We start from the raw sequence: 12,975 nt of genomic DNA, 5'->3' as shown, positions 1-12,975 counted from the left end.
CCGCAATGTCAGTGAAAAATATGAGAACGCATTTCATCAATAAACGTGAGATGCGTTCTGAGCGCACAAAGGGAGGGAAAAGACGACAATCGCGATGGAGATGAGCATCTCCGGAAAACAAGAAAATCCGCATGGCCACCGCATGAGCATACGTCGGGGCATGGACAACGGATGGCAGCATCGAAGAAAGACCAAAGAGACACTGCATTTCACGGCCAGGAGGAGCCCGCCATGATCGTTCGCATCATGTCATGCCCGTTCGACCATTTTTATCCGCGTTTTTCCGGCGGAGGAATTCGCTCGTCCTGCCGCCATGCCGGCGTCTCATTTCATTCGGATTTTCACTCTTGCTGGGCATGGAATTTGCGTTGATCGCCGTTGAAGTTTTCGTGGATGTCACCTGTCGTTTTTAATCCTGAGGGAGATGTGAATATGATCAGTCGTCGCGATTTTCTGAAGCTGTCCGCACTTGCCGCACCGGGCGCGCTTACTTTCAACGATGTCTTCGCGCAAGCCGATGCGATTTCCTTCGGATGCCCGGTGCCGATGTCGGGCCCCTTCGCCGCCAACGGCAAGTTCGCCGACATGGGCATGAAACTGGTGCTGCAGAAATACGGCAAGGTGCTCGGCAAGAACACCAGCTACGTCACGCTCGATACCGAAGGCAAGCCGGCCACCGCCGTGCGCAAGATGCAGGAGACCATCGAGAAGGGTACGCGCTTCTTCGCCGGCGGCATCCTCTCCGGCGAGGCATTGGCCATGGGCAAGGAAGCCGACAAGGCCGGCGGCATCTTCATCACCACCGCCGGCGCCGACGAGATCACCGGCAGCGACTGCAACCGCTCCACCTTCCGCTGGTCGGTGCCGACCTTCGGCGCCATCGAACAGACCGTGCGCCCGCTGCTGGAGAAGCTGCCCAACGCCAAGCGCTGGTACACCATCACGCCGCAATACGTGTTCGGCGAAGGCCTGCTGACAGCGGCCAAGAATATCTTCAAGGAAAAGGGCATCGAGCACGTCGGCAACAGCTACCACTCGCTGACCGAGAAAGAGTTCTCCGGCTACCTGACCAACGCCATGGCCGCCAAGCCGGACGTGCTGCTGCTGCTGAACTTCGGTTCGCAGTCGTCGGACACGCTGCGCCAGGCAGCCAGCTTCGGCATGAAGAACAACTGTACGATCCTCATGGCCTGGGCTTCGGGACTGGAGCAGTTCGAGACGCTGGGCGCCGACATCTGCGACGGCGTGTACTTCGGCGCGCAGTACTGGCACGCGATCGATTCGCCGTTCAACAAGGAGTTCGTCAAGCTGGTCAACGACACGCTGAAGATCGACCCGAACTACAGCCTGGCCGGCTCCTACATCTGTACCAAGATCATGCTCGACGCCATCATCAAGGCCAACAGCACCGACCCCAAGGCGGTCATCGCGGCGATGGAAGGCATGAAGTACGAAGGCCTGACCGGCACCGAGGAAATCCGCAAGGGCGACCACCAGGTGATCAAGAACTACTATCTGCTCAAGGGCAAGGCGAAGTCGAAGATGGCCAACAAGAACGATTACGCCGACATCGTCTCGTCGGGCAAATCGTTCCTGGCATTGGACAAGACGCAGTGCAAACTGTGATGCGTCCGAGCTGGAGCGGCTACTCAACCGTTCGGACTGAGTAGCCGCTCCAGCGGCGTATCAAAGACGCGACTGCGTGCGAAACATGATGGTGCGTCTTCGATACGACCCTTCGGGTCTACTCAGTCCGAACGGTCATTGTGTATTACTGAGTGTCACGAGGTCTCATGAATATCTACCTGCTGCAGATCGCCAACGGCATAGGCATCGGCATGCTCTACTTCCTGCTGGCGGTGGGCCTGTCCATCGTGTTCGGCCTGTTGCGCTTCGTCAATTTCTCGCACGGCGCGTTCTTCCTGCTGGGCGCCTACCTGTGCTTCCAGCTCGCCGACATGGGCATCGGCTTCTGGTGGTCGCTGCTGGCGGCGCCGCTGGTGGTAGGCCTGTTCGCCTGGGTGGTGGAGCGCTTCGTGCTGCGGCATGTGTATGCGCTGCCGCACCACTTCCATATCCTGTTCACGGTGGGTCTGGCGCTGGTGCTGCAGGAGGCCGTGATCTCGTATTGGGGGCCGCTGGGCAACAATGTCTCGCCGCCCGACATATTGCAGGGCGTGGTGATGGCCGGCGGCTTCGTCTATCCCAAGTACCGCCTGTTCGTGATCGCCGTCACCGCGGTCATGGCCATCCTCTTGTGGTGGGTGCTGGAAGGCACGCGCCTGGGCTCCATCGTGCGCGCCGGCAGCGAGTCGACCGAGATGGTGTCGCTCCTGGGCCTGAACATCAACCGCATCTTCAGCCTGGTATTCGCGCTGGGCGCGGCCACCGCCGGGCTGGCCGGGGCGCTGGCCGCGCCGATCCGCGGCGCCGACCCGTTCATGGGGGTAGAGGCGCTGGGCATTGCCTTCGTGGTGGTGGTGGTCGGCGGCCTGGGCAGTTTCTGGGGCGCGCTGATCGGCGGCATCCTGGTCGGCATCGTCCAGAGCGTGATGAGTACGGTGTGGTCCGAAGGCGCGCACCTGATGATCTATGTCGCCATGGCGGCGGTCATGCTGCTGCGGCCCAATGGCCTGCTCGGCCGGCCGGGCGCGGCGTAATAATGGCGGGAAGAGGAAACTGATGAAACATATCGCGCATTTCCGATACACATTGCTGGCCGCCGCCGTCGCCCTGCTGCTGCCGCTGTGCCTGGGTTCGGGCACGCTGGCCACCGAAGTGCTGGTGTTCGCGCTGGCCGCGCTGGGCTGCAACCTGCTCCTGGGCTACACCGGCCTGATGTCGTTCGGCCAGGGCATCTTCTTCGGCGTGGGCAGCTATACCGCCGGCGTGGTGCTGCTGCAGCTCAAGGCGCCGCTATTGGCGACGCTGGCGATGGCGGCGCTGGGCGGTGCGATGGCCGCACTGCTGGTGGGCTGGTTCTCGATCCGCCAGCGCGGCACCTACTTCGTGATGCTGACGCTGGCCTTCGCCCAGATGTTCTACTTCCTGGCCTACACGATGAAGGACGTCACCGGCGGCGACAACGGCCTGCTCGACATCCCGCGCCCGCCGCTCGCCCTGTTCGGCCTGACGCTGCTGCCGACCACGTCCTCGTGGCAGTACTACACGGTGGTGGCGATCCTGTTCGTGCTGGTGTTCTGGCTGCTGCAGCGGGTGGTCGATTCGGTGCTGGGCCGCACCTTGCTGGCGGTGCGCGACAACGAAGCGCGCGCCTCGGCGGTGGGTTACGACATCCGCCTGCTCAAGCTCGCCGCCTTCGTGATCTCGGGCGCGGTGACCGGCCTGGCCGGCGGCCTGCATGCGATGATGACCGGCGTGGCGCCGCTGTCCAACATCGAGTACCACACCAGCGAGTCGATTCTGATCATGACCGTCATCGGCGGCACCGGCAACCTGTTCGCCTCGGTGCTGGGCGCCTCGTTCTACGTGCTGGCCGGCAACTGGCTCTCCACCTTGTGGCCGCGCTGGCTGATGCTGCTGGGCCTGCTGCTGATCGCGGTCAGCCTGTACATGCAAAAAGGCCTGTTCGGGCTGGCCATGAAACTGGTCAATGCAGTGCGCCCCGCCAAACGCGATAGCTCCGTCGAGGTGGCTGCCAAGGAGAAGCATTCATGAGCACCCCGATCCTGCAAGCGGTCAACGTTACCAAGCGCTATGGGAAGTTCACCGCGGTCAACAACATCACGCTGGATATCATGCCCGGCACCGTGCATTCGGTGATCGGCCCCAACGGCGCCGGCAAGACCACGCTGTTCCATACGCTGACCGGCACCACGCCGATCACCGAAGGCAGCATCCGCGTCGAAGGCGAGGAAGTGGCCCACCTGCCCGGCTACAAGCGGGTCAAGAAAGGGCTGGCGCGTTCCTTCCAGGTGACCAGCCTGTTCCCCAACCTGACAGTGTGGGAAAACCTGCGGCTGGCCGCGCAAGGCCGCCATCCACTGGCTGCACTGAACCCGTGGAAACGCGCCGAGCACCTGCACGCCGCCTGCGAACTGGCCGACAAACTGCTCGCGCGCCTGTCGCTGCAAGGCGTGGCGCAACGCGTCTCGGCCGAACTGTCGCACGGCCAGCAGCGCCGGCTGGAAGTGGGCATGGCCATGGCCGGCCGGCCCAAGGTGATCTTCCTCGACGAACCGACCTCGGGCATGGGCATCGACGACATCGCCGACATGAAGCGCCTGATCCACAGCCTGCGCGAGGATTACACGGTGGTGCTGATCGAGCACAACATGGATATCGTGATGGACATTTCGGATCGCATCACGGTGATGCAACTGGGCCAGATCCTGGCGCAGGGAAAACCCGACGAGATCCGCAACGACGAGCGCGTGCGCCGCGCCTATCTCGGCAGCATGATTACCGGAGGCAAGGCATGATCCTGCAAGTGGAAGACGTTCATGGCTACTACGGCAAAAGCCATATCCTGCAGGGCGTTTCGCTGCAGGTGGATGCCGGCGAAGTAGTGACGCTGCTGGGGCGCAATGGCGCCGGCAAGACCACCACGTTGAAGAGCATCGTCGGCGTGGTGCCGCCGGCCCAGGGGCGCGTGCTGTTCGAAGGCCAGCAGGTCAGCGGCCTGCCGTCCTACAAGATCGCGGCGCGCGGCGTGTGCCTGGTGCCCGAACACCGCGGCATCTTCAAGCTGCTCACCGTCGAGGAAAACCTCAAGATGGCGGCGCGCAAGGAATCGGCCTGGGGGCTGGAGGACGTGTACAAGATCTTCCCGCGCCTGAAGGAGCGCCGCAGGAACGGCGGCGGCCAGCTCTCCGGCGGCGAGCAGCAGATGCTGGCGATCGCGCGCGCATTGATGACCCATCCCAAGGTGCTGATGCTGGACGAGCCGGTGGAAGGCCTGGCGCCGGTGATCGTCGACGAGATCGTGGCGCAGATCAAGCTGATCAAGGGCACCGGGATGTCCATCATCCTGGTGGAACAGAACCTGGAAGTATGCACGCAACTGGCCGACCGCCATTACATCGTCGAACAGGGACGCATCGCCTACAGCGGCAGCAATGCCGAGTTCCTGGCCGACGATGGCGTCAAGGACCGCTACCTGGGCGTGAACCTGGCGGCATGACAAATCGCGCGCCTTCGATACGCCGCTACGCGGCTACTCAGGTCGAACGGTAGCTGGATGTTTTAACTACCGTTCAGCCTGAGTAGGCCGCAGGCCGTATCGAAGGTGCACCGCACTAGGGCCTGTTAACAAAAAGAAAGCATCATGGACATGAAAACCAACACAAACACGCTGCGCATCGATGGCAAGCGCCTGTGGGACTCACTGATGGAACTGGCCCGGATTGGCGCCACCGCCAAGGGCGGCGTATGCCGGCTGGCGCTGACCGACCTCGACAAGCAGGGCCGCGACCTGGTCACCTCGTGGGCCAGGGCCGAGGGCATGAGCGTGACGGTCGACCAGATCGGCAACATCTTCATGCGCCGCCCCGGCCGCAACAACGACCTGCCGCCGGTGATGACCGGTTCGCACATCGACACGCAACCGACCGGCGGCAAGTTCGACGGCAACTATGGCGTGCTGTCCGGCATCGAGGTGATCCGCACGCTGAACCGGCACCGGATCGTGACCGAGGCGCCGATCGAGGTGGCGGTGTGGACCAACGAGGAAGGCTCGCGCTTCGTTCCGGTGATGATGGGGTCGGGCGTGTTCTGCGGCGCCTTCACGCTGGAGCATGCGTACAACGCTACCGATGTCGACGGCAGGAAAGTGAAGGATGAGCTGGCGCGCATCGGCTACATCGGCGAGCAGAAGTGCGGCGACCATCCGATCGGTGCCTACTACGAGGCGCACATCGAGCAGGGGCCGGTGCTGGAGAACGCCGACACCGTCATCGGCGTGGTGCCGGCGGTGCTGGGCCTGTCGTGGTACGACTGCACGGTGACCGGTTTCGAATCGCATGCCGGCCCGACACCGATGGCCATCCGCAAGGATGCGCTGCAGGTCTCCACGTACATCATGCAGGAAGTAGTGGCCATCGCCAACCGCTATCCGCCTTATGGCCGCGGCACGGTCGGCTCGGTGCAGGTGATGCCCAACAGCCGCAACGTGATCCCGGGCCAGGTGAAGTTCTCGGTCGACCTGCGCAATGTCAGCGACGCGCTGCTCAACCAGATGCATGAGGACCTGCTGGCCTATATCGAATCGATGCGCCAGAAGACCGGCCTGCACATCGCGCTGGAACGCGTGTCCTATTTCCCGCCCTGCCCCTTCCATCCGGAGTGCGTGGGCAATGTACGCGATGCCGCCGCCGGCCTGGGTTACAAGACCATGGACGTGGTTTCCGGCGCCGGCCATGACGCTATCTATGCCGCGCGCATGGCGCCGGCCGGAATGATCTTCGTGCCGTGCAAGGACGGGGTATCGCACAACGAGATCGAGGACGCCAGGCCGGAGCACCTGGAAGCCGGCTGCAACGTGCTGCTGCAGGCCATGCTGGCCAGCGCGGGGGTAGTGCAATGAAGCCGAAGATCGTCATCGCCCGCATGAATCACGAGACCAACACCTTCTCGCCGATTCCCACCCCGCTCGAAGCTTTCTCCCCGCAGTGGGACGCGGCGGCTTACAAAGACCAGAAAGGTGCGCGCACCGCGATGGGCGCCTTTCTCGACATCGCCGAAAAACTCGACGCCGAGATCGTCACGCCGCTGGCGGCCTGGGCCAATCCCAGCGCAGCCGTTGCGGCCGATGCCTACACCGTGATGTGCGACGGCATCGTGCGCGCCATCGAACAGGGCTGCGACGCCATCATGCTCGACCTGCACGGCGCCATGGTGGCCGAGAACGCCGATGACGGCGAAGGCGCGCTACTGGAACGCATCCGCAGGATCGCCCCCGATACGCCGATGGCCGTGGCGCTGGACCTGCACGGCAACGTCACGCAAAAGATGGTGGACCATGCCGACATCATCGTCAGCTTCAAGACCTATCCGCACATCGACATGTTTGAGACCGGCGAGCATGCGGGCCGCCTGCTGGTCGACCTGCTCAATGGGAAATCCCGGCCCGCGCTCGGCTGGCGCCAGTTGCCGTTGCTGTCGGCAACGCTGACCAGCAACACCTCGGCATCGGCCATGCAACGCGCGGTGGAAGCCGCCAAGGAGGCCGAGAAGCGGGAAGGCGTGCTGGCGGTGTCGGTGCTGGCGGGGTTCCCGCTGTCCGATTTCCGCGATGCCGGCATGTCGGTGGTGGTGGTCACCGAGAACGACCGTGCCCTGGCCGATGCCGTGGCCGAAGGGATTGCCCGCCAGATGTGGGCCGAACGCGACGACTTCGTCTATGACAGCTTGCCGTTGATGCAATCGCTGGCGCAGGCAAAGGAGCGCAGCCAGGGCGCCGGCAGCGGCCCGGTGCTGCTGCTGGATCATAGCGACAATGTGATGTCGGGCGGCACCTGCAACACCATGGATGTCCTGGAAGCGGCGCTGGCGGCCGGCCTGGAGGGCATCGCGGTGGGCCCGATCAGCGATCCGGAAGCGGTGGCGGATATGGTGGAAGCCGGTGTGGGCGCCACCGTCACGCTGGCGGTGGGCAACAAGGTGCCGCTGATCCAGCAAGGCATCGCCAAGGTGCCGCCGGTGCTGACCGGCAAGGTGGCGGCGATCACCGACGGCAAGTTCACCGTGACCGGGCCGATCTATACCGGCTCGACGATACAGATGGGCCGGAGCGTGCTGTTCGATATCGGCGCGGCAAAAATCGTGGTGACGGAAGAACGCGTCGAACCCTACGACCTGGGCGTGTTTACCAGCTTCGGACTGGATCCGGCGGCGCAGTCCTTCCTGATCCTGAAGTCGCGCATGTACTGCCGTCCGGTATTCGTGCCGATCAGCCGCGGCCTGGTGGAATGCGATTCGGACAGCGGCGGCCCGACCAGCGCCAATTTCAAGCTGTTCCCGATCAAGAAGGTGCGCCGTCCGGTCTATCCGCTCGATGCCGATATCACCTGGTGAAGCGCCATGCCACAGCCGCGGGCGGCTGCGGCCATAATGAACGGGTTCCAAGGAGACGACCATCATGAACGGCGCCGCACCGGCCGGCCACGGCCAATCCAGGGCGCTGCTGGTGCTGCTGGGCATCTTGTGGGGCCTGAACTGGCCGGCGGTAAAAGTATCGCTGACGGGCGTGTCGCCTTGGGCGCTGCGCAGCATCGGCCTAGGCGCGGCGGCCTGCACGGTATTCGCGCTGGGACTGCTGCGAGGAAGCCCGCTGGCGATCCGTTCCGGGCGCGAGCGCCTGCACATCGTGGTGGCGGGGCTGCTCAATGTAGCGCTGTTCAATATCCTGCTGACTTTCGCGCAACTGGGCGCGGCCACTTCCCGGGTGGCCATCATCACCTATTCGATGCCGCTGTGGGCCACGCTATTCGCGCGCTTCGCGTTGGGCGAACGGCTCGATGCGCTGCGCGGCGGCGGCTTGCTGCTGGGCGCTAGCGGCCTGCTGACCCTGCTGTGGCCGCTGGCCGCCAACGGCCTGCCGCAGGGGGTGCTGCTGGCGCTGGGTGCGGCCTTGTCGTGGGCGGCCGGGACAGTGTACACCAAATGGGCGCGGCTTTCGTCAGAGCCGCTGGCCATGGCCGGCTGGCAATTGCTGACCGGTGCGCTGGTGGCGCTGACGGGTCTTTTCAGTTTCGAAAGCGCGCCGTATTTTCCGGCGTGGCATGCGATGCGCGGCGAAGTGATGCTGGCGCTGGGATATCACATCCTGTTTGGCATGGCGCTGGCCCACATCATCTGGTTCTCCATCGTGGCGCGCATGCCGGCCGGCGTCGCCGCGCTGGGCACGCTGCTGGTGCCGGTGGTGGGCGTCACCGGTGCGGTGCTGCTGCTGGGCGATCAACCCACTTCTTCCGACCTGGCCGGATTTGCGCTGATCTTTTGCGCGGCGCTGTGCGTGCTGCTGCCCCGAGGATTGGCGACTCAACGGCGCACGCACTGAGGCGCCTCCCTATCCATCCGAACCCGGTGATTGCCAGGCCTTATCGCCGGCACATTCATCCTGCATTTGCTGCAGCCGCACAGGCATGCGCCTGTGTTACGCTGGACCGGTGCGGCACTGTCCGTGCCGACGTCATCATCGGCCCACCCCAAGCAACAAGAACCAGGGTCGCAACACAAGGGAGACAGGGATGAAAAACCTCAAGATAGGCGTGCGTCTGGCCATCGGCTTCATTGCATTGCTGATGCTCATGGCGGTGATGGTGGGGATCGCGGTCTGGCGCCTGGAGAACATCGGCGACGCTACCGCGGACATGGTCAGTGTCGCCCTGAAAAAGGAACGCGACGCCGAACAATGGCATGCGGCAATCAAGACCAATGGCGTGCGTACTTTTGCGGTGATGAAAAGCGAGGACGCCGCTTTCCAGAAGTTCTTCCAGGCCCAGATCGATACCGAATCGAACAACATCAGCAAACTGCAGAAACGCGTCGAGTCGGCCATCCTCAGCGCCGACGAGAAACGCCTTTTTGATGAAGTCGGCAAGTTGCGCGCCGCCTACCGCGATACGCGCCAGCGCATCTTCGACATGAAGGCGGCAGGCGACGCCGAACGCGCGCGCGCCATGACCGATGGCGAACTGGTGAAGATGATGGATGCCTATGCCGACAGCGTGTTGCGCTATGCGGAGTTCCAGAAACAGTTGATCGACCAGGCGGCCTCCGATATCAACAACAACTACCGTTCCGGCCGCAACCTGCTGCTGGGATTGGGATTGATCGAGCTGGTGCTGGGTGCGGCGCTGGCCTGGCTGCTCACGCAAAGCATCACGCGGCCGCTGAACCAGGCGGTCAGCATCGCGCAGACCGTGGCCGCCGGCGACCTCACCTCCCACATCGCCAGCGATGCGCGCGACGAGACCGGCAAGCTGCTGGCGGCGCTGCGCACCATGAACAACAACCTGCTCGATATTGTCGGCCGCGTGCGCCTGGGCACCGAAACCATCAATACCGCCTCGCGCGAAATCGCCAGCGGCAACATGGACCTGTCGGCGCGTACCGAACAGCAGGCCGGTTCGCTGGAAGAGACCGCCTCGGCCATGGAGGAACTCACTTCCACCGTCAAGCAGAACGCCGACAACGCGCGCCAGGCCAACCAGCTGGCGGCATCGGCCTCGGAAGTGGCGCAACAGGGCGGCGATGTGGTGGGCCGCGTGGTGGCGACCATGGGCTCGATCCACGCGTCTTCGCAAAAAATCGCAGACATCATCAGCGTGATCGACGGCATTGCCTTCCAGACCAATATCCTGGCCCTGAATGCCGCGGTGGAAGCGGCGCGCGCAGGGGAGCAAGGACGCGGCTTTGCGGTCGTCGCCGCGGAAGTGCGCACACTGGCGCAACGCGCCGCGGCGGCGGCCAAGGAAATCAAGCAGTTGATCGACGATTCGGTGCAACAGGTGGATGACGGCAGCCGCCTGGTTGAGCAAGCCGGCAACACCATGAGCGAAGTGGTCGCCAGCGTGGCGCGCGTGACCGACATCGTGCGCGAGATCACTTCCGCCAGCCAGGAGCAAAGCGACGGCATCGAACAGGTCAACCTGGCCATCACGCATATCGACCAGGCCACGCAGCAGAATGCCGCGCTGGTGGAGCAAGCGGCGGCGGCAGCCAAGGCCATGCAGGATCAGGCCACCGCACTGTCGGAGGCAGTGAGCGTATTTCGCCTGGAAAGCGGCGCGCCGGCCTTGCCGCCGCGTTGATCCCTTCCTTGCGGGCGGATCGGAAACGTGGAGGAGCGCAACAACAAAAAACGCCGGCAATTGCCGGCGTTTTTTTCATGATGGGAACATCTCAGGTTCAGGCCTTGGCCAGCGCCTTCTCCAGCAACTGGTGCAGTTCGGAGAACTGCGGCTCGCCGACATAGCGCTTGATGATGTTGCCGTCCTTGCCGATGACGAATGTGGTCGGGGTGAGCTTGACGTCGCCGAAGGCCTGGGCCAGCTTGTCTTGCGTGTCCAGCGCGACCTGGAACGGCAGCTTGCGGGTCTCGGTGTAGTTCAGGACATAGTTCGGCGGATCGTAGCTCATCGCCACGGCGACAAAGTCCAGGCCCTGGTCTTTGAATTTGTTGTAGGTCTCGATCATCTGCGGCATCTCGCCGATGCAGGTGGTGCAGCTGGTGGCCCAGAAGTTGACCATCACCACCTTGCCGCGCAGGTCTTTCAACGCGACCTGCTGGCCATCGAGCCGGGTGAAGGTGACGTCAGGCGCCGCGTTGCCGGCGCTCACCTTGAAATAGGCGAAGACGGCAATGGCCGCGACCACGGCCAGGCCGGCGATCTTGATCCAAAGGCGGTTGCGTGACACTGCGGCTTGTGCTGGCATGAGCTTGCTCCGTTGACGGATTTTTCCCCGGCGCCACAATCCTGGCGGCGATGTCGCGGCGACAACATGGCGCCGGACGCCGAAAAAGCGAAAGGGGAAGGGGAAGGAAACCCGGCCATTATAATCGCGCCGGCCGATTCCTGCGGGCGGCGGCGCGGATGTGAAAACCGCCGGACAAGCCGGCGGTGTTGACCTGCATCAAATGGACCAATCGAACCAATCGGGCCAAACTGGCCCTGGAAACCCGTTCAGGCGGCAGCCTTGTTTTCGCTGGCCGGCTTGCGCTGGTAATCCTGCAGTTCTTCTTCCGAGATGTACTCGAACAGCGTCACCACCTTCTGCACGCCGGAGACGCCGCTGGCGATCTTGGCGCCCAGCTGGCCTTCACGCTGGGTCACGCGGCCCATCATGTACACGATGCCGCGCTCGGTGGTGATCTTGAAGGCGCTGGAATACAGCGTCTTGTCGTCCACCAGGCTGGCCAGGACCTTGCTGGTGATGAGCGCATCGCTGGAACGCGAGCCGAAGCTGGATGCCGGCTCGATCGACAGTTCGTTGAACACGGTCTCGACGTTGGCAATCGCCTTGGCTTCGCGCTCGGCGGCGGCCTTGGACGCTTCATCCGGCACTTCGCCGGTGAGCAGCACCTTGCGATTGAAGGCGGTCACGTTGACGTGCGAACCGGCGGCCACCACGCCGGGAATGCGGCTTTCGCCCTTGACCACGATCGCTTTGTCTTCGGTCTGCGCCCCCAGCGTGCGGCGGTCGGTGGCGGCGAAGGTGCCGGCCAGCGCGCCGCCGGCGAATACCGCGAAGCAGCCTTGCAGGCTCAGGGCCAGCATGCCGCCCAGCGCCACTGCCGCCAGCGGGCGGCGCATCCTAACAAACAGCGATCGTGAATCATTCATTCGCATCATCTCCAAAAAGCGCGACGTCGATGCCGTCGCAAATGCAGTGCAAAGTCACCAGATGCACTTCCTGGATGCGCGCGGTACGGTCATGCGGCACACAGATGTGGACATCGGCGTCGTTGAGGGTCTTGCCAATGGCGCCGCCCCCCTTGCCGGTCATGGCCACGACGCGCATGTCGCGCTCGTGGGCCACTTCGATGGCGGCCAGGACATTGCCCGAATTGCCCGAAGTGGAAAACGCCAGCAAGACGTCGCCCGCCTGGCCGAAGGCCTGGACTTGCTTCGAGAAAATTTCCTGGTAGCTGTAATCGTTGCCGACCGCGGTCAGGATGGACGTGTCGGTGGTCAGCGCCATGGCCGGCAACGGCAGGCGTTCGCGTTCGAAACGTCCGACCAGTTCGGCCGCGAAATGCTGGCAGTCGGCAGCGGATCCTCCGTTGCCGCAGGCAAGAATCTTGTTGCCATTCGACAGCGCGGTAAACATAAGTTCAATCGCCTGTTCGATCGGTTGCGCCAATACGTTGGCTGCCTTCATCTTCAGGTCGGCGCTTTCCTGGAAGTGGGCAAGGATGCGGGGATTTGTCATAGTGCCTGCGATTATAGTTGAGTTGCGCGGCGCCAAGCCGGCGCAATTCGTAAAGAAAAGTTTCTCGATTGCGGCCCA

General features: G+C 63.5%; 13 protein-coding genes. 10 read left to right on the top strand and 3 right to left on the bottom strand.

The features are described from left to right. The first annotated feature begins 231 nt into the window (after window positions 1-231). The 10 genes from FB598_RS20670 to FB598_RS05615 all read left to right on the top strand — a co-directional run bounded on the left by FB598_RS20670 (window position 232) and on the right by FB598_RS05615 (window position 10,775). Window positions 232-372, top strand: a complete 141-nt coding sequence (locus FB598_RS20670) for a hypothetical protein (RefSeq protein WP_183405691.1) — start codon at window positions 232-234, stop codon at window positions 370-372. 60 nt (window positions 373-432) lie between these two features. After that, complete coding sequence (locus tag FB598_RS05655; protein WP_141914085.1) at window positions 433-1,626, top strand: ABC transporter substrate-binding protein; 1,194 nt, start codon at window positions 433-435, stop codon at window positions 1,624-1,626. Window positions 1,627-1,793: 167 nt separating this feature from the next. Further along, a complete protein-coding gene (locus tag FB598_RS05650) occupies window positions 1,794-2,660 on the top strand; it encodes a branched-chain amino acid ABC transporter permease (RefSeq protein WP_141914086.1) in 867 nt (288 codons plus the stop codon). A gap of 22 nt (window positions 2,661-2,682) precedes the next feature. After that, entirely contained in the window at window positions 2,683-3,678 is a 996-nt protein-coding gene (locus FB598_RS05645; RefSeq protein WP_141914087.1) for a branched-chain amino acid ABC transporter permease, read from the top strand. Continuing rightward, window positions 3,675-4,442, top strand: a complete 768-nt coding sequence (locus FB598_RS05640; RefSeq protein WP_141914088.1) for an ABC transporter ATP-binding protein — start codon at window positions 3,675-3,677, stop codon at window positions 4,440-4,442. The genes FB598_RS05645 and FB598_RS05640 overlap by 4 nt, the downstream gene beginning before the upstream one ends. Further along, entirely contained in the window at window positions 4,439-5,143 is a 705-nt protein-coding gene (locus FB598_RS05635; protein ID WP_141914089.1) for an ABC transporter ATP-binding protein, read from the top strand. Before FB598_RS05640 ends, FB598_RS05635 begins: the two co-directional genes overlap by 4 nt. 144 nt (window positions 5,144-5,287) lie before the next feature. Continuing rightward, entirely contained in the window at window positions 5,288-6,544 is a 1,257-nt protein-coding gene (locus FB598_RS05630) for a Zn-dependent hydrolase (RefSeq protein WP_141914090.1), read from the top strand. Next, entirely contained in the window at window positions 6,541-8,034 is a 1,494-nt protein-coding gene (locus FB598_RS05625; protein ID WP_141914091.1) for a M81 family metallopeptidase, read from the top strand. Before FB598_RS05630 ends, FB598_RS05625 begins: the two co-directional genes overlap by 4 nt. A 64-nt stretch (window positions 8,035-8,098) precedes the next feature. After that, on the top strand, window positions 8,099-9,019 hold the full coding sequence (locus tag FB598_RS05620) for a DMT family transporter (protein ID WP_255463843.1): 921 nt from the start codon (window positions 8,099-8,101) through the stop codon (window positions 9,017-9,019). Between the two features lie 190 nt (window positions 9,020-9,209). Further along, window positions 9,210-10,775, top strand: a complete 1,566-nt coding sequence (locus FB598_RS05615) for a methyl-accepting chemotaxis protein (RefSeq protein ID WP_141914092.1) — start codon at window positions 9,210-9,212, stop codon at window positions 10,773-10,775. Window positions 10,776-10,872: 97 nt separating this feature from the next. Here the strand turns inward: FB598_RS05615 and FB598_RS05610 are convergent, their stop codons facing one another. The 3 genes from FB598_RS05610 to FB598_RS05600 all read right to left on the bottom strand — a co-directional run bounded on the left by FB598_RS05610 (window position 10,873) and on the right by FB598_RS05600 (window position 12,897). After that, window positions 10,873-11,400, bottom strand: coding sequence for a peroxiredoxin (locus tag FB598_RS05610; RefSeq protein WP_141914093.1), 528 nt, complete (start codon window positions 11,398-11,400; stop codon window positions 10,873-10,875). 248 nt (window positions 11,401-11,648) lie between these two features. Beyond that, complete coding sequence (locus tag FB598_RS05605; protein WP_141914094.1) at window positions 11,649-12,308, bottom strand: BON domain-containing protein; 660 nt, start codon at window positions 12,306-12,308, stop codon at window positions 11,649-11,651. Then, window positions 12,301-12,897 carry a phosphoheptose isomerase gene (locus tag FB598_RS05600; RefSeq protein WP_141914095.1) on the bottom strand — a complete coding sequence of 199 codons (597 nt, stop codon included), beginning with the start codon at window positions 12,895-12,897 and terminating at the stop codon, window positions 12,301-12,303. The genes FB598_RS05605 and FB598_RS05600 overlap by 8 nt, the downstream gene beginning before the upstream one ends. Between the last annotated feature and the right edge of the window lie 78 nt (window positions 12,898-12,975).

It is taken from the genome of Herbaspirillum sp. SJZ106 (assembly GCF_006715495.1).
Classification (GTDB): Bacteria; Pseudomonadota; Gammaproteobacteria; order Burkholderiales; family Burkholderiaceae_D; genus Herbaspirillum.
The sequence above is the reverse complement of the archived record's forward strand: the minus strand, read 5'-3'. Positions and strand labels throughout refer to the sequence as shown.